We start from the raw sequence: 1802 nt of genomic DNA on the forward strand, positions 1-1802 counted from the left end.
ATCCAGAATGCCTCCTTCAGAGAATGGTCTGCATCCTATGAATCACATTTTTAAACCGATGGGTACCCCGTGAGTCAGGCCAAACAATGGTTGGTATTACGTATGGAGACCGGGATATCGGAGATCGATCGCCTGCGGGCGGCCCTGGCAGCGTCCGAGGTGGCCCGTCAGGAGGCTGAACGGCGCGCAACGGGTGCCGAGGCGATGGTCGCGCATCTGAAATTGCTGATCGCAAAGATGCGGCAGGATCGCTTCGGTGCGTCCTCTGAGCGCGGCCGACGCCTGCTTGAGCAGTTGGAACTCGAACTCGAGGATCTGGAAACGGCGATCGCCGAAGACGATCCCGCCAACGCGCCAGAGACCATGGCCAGGGCATCGGAAACGGGTGTTGAGCGGCAGCGCCCGGCGCGCCGGCCATTCCCTGCGGCTCTGCCGCGTGAAAGGGTCGTTATCCCAGCCCCCGTGCACTGCCCATGCTGTGGCTCATCCCGTCTGGCAAAACTGGGCGAGAGCATGACCGAGACGCTGGAAGTCGTCCCCAGACAATTCAGGGTAATCCAGACGGTGCGGGAGAAATTCTCCTGCAGGGACTGCGAAAGCATCACCCAGCCGCCGGCACCGTTCCATCCGATCGCTCGGGGCCGCGCCGGGCCATGGCTGCTGTCGACGATCCTGACCGGCAAATTTGCCGATCACCTGCCGCTGAACCGCCAAAGCGAGGCCTTTGCCCGCGAAGGAATCGATCTCGACACCTCCACGCTGGCTGACTGGGTGGGTGCCAGCACCGCCACCCTGGCGCCGCTGATCGCGCAGATCCGCGCCCATGTGCTGGCGGCACACCGGCTGCATGGCGACGACACCACGGTGCCGGTGCTGGCGAAAAGCCGCACCGTGACCGGGCGATTGTGGACCTATGTGCGCGATGACCGGCCATTCGGCGGCCCCGCACCGCCCGCGGCCTGGTTCCGCTACTCCCGTGACCGCAAGGGCGAACATCCCACGGCGCATCTCGCCGGCTGGAGCGGTATCCTGCAATCCGACGCCTATGGCGGCTACAACCGGCTGTTCGACGCCGACCGCAAACCGGCACCCGTCATGCCGGCGGGCTGCTGGGCGCATGCCCGACGCGGCCTGTTCAGGCTGGCCGAACTCGGCCGCGCACCTCTTGCCGTGGAGGCCGTGCGCAGGATCGACGCAATCTTTGAGGCTGAGCGCGCCATCAATGGCGCAACGTCGGCGCAGCGTCTCGCTGTGCGACAGGAAAGCATCGCTCCCATGGTCGATGGCCTGCTCGCCTGGATGCGCGAAAGTTGCGCCCGCCTGTCGAAGAAGACCCCCGTTGCCACAGCCATGGCCTATATCCTGCGCAGGCCAGAGAGTTTTACCCGGTTCCTCTCCGACGGACGGATCTGCCTGACCAACAATGCCGCTGAACGCGCACTACGCGGCATCGCCCTTGGCAGGAAAGCCTGGCTGTTCGCCGGTTCCGATCGGGGCGGCCAGCGCGCGGCCGATATGTATTCCCTCATCGTCACCGCAAAGCTCAACGACGTCGATCCCCAGGCCTGGCTCGCCGACGTTCTCGCCCGGATCAACGACCAGCCCGTCTCACGCCTGCACGAACTGCTCCCCTGGAACTGGAAAAACACCCGTCACGCCAATCATACACAGGCGGCCTGACGCATGCCTGTGGTCCTCGTCGGCTTGCAGTTACCCATAAATTTTTTCTTCTGTAATTTGATAGGAGAGAGCACCTGTAACGATATCTGCCAGGCGAGACATTCCTCTCCAGATAACAGTTG

1 protein-coding gene is annotated in these 1802 nt (G+C 63.5%); it reads left to right on the forward strand.

The genetic code is table 11. The annotated features are described in order from the left end of the window. Positions 1-102: 102 nt before the first annotated feature. Positions 103-1680 carry an IS66 family transposase gene (gene tnpC / locus CFR71_RS15650; RefSeq protein WP_110532228.1) on the forward strand — a complete coding sequence of 526 codons (1578 nt, stop codon included), beginning with the start codon at positions 103-105 and terminating at the stop codon, positions 1678-1680. Positions 1681-1802 lie beyond the last annotated feature (122 nt).

Source organism: Novacetimonas pomaceti (assembly GCF_003207955.1).
GTDB lineage: Bacteria > Pseudomonadota > Alphaproteobacteria > Acetobacterales > Acetobacteraceae > Novacetimonas > Novacetimonas pomaceti.

Excerpts from the sequence above, each read along its gene's own strand:
- tnpC (WP_110532228.1), top strand. The coding sequence starts at position 103 with ATGGAGACCGGGATATCGGAGATCGATCGCCTGCGGGCGGCCCTGGCA.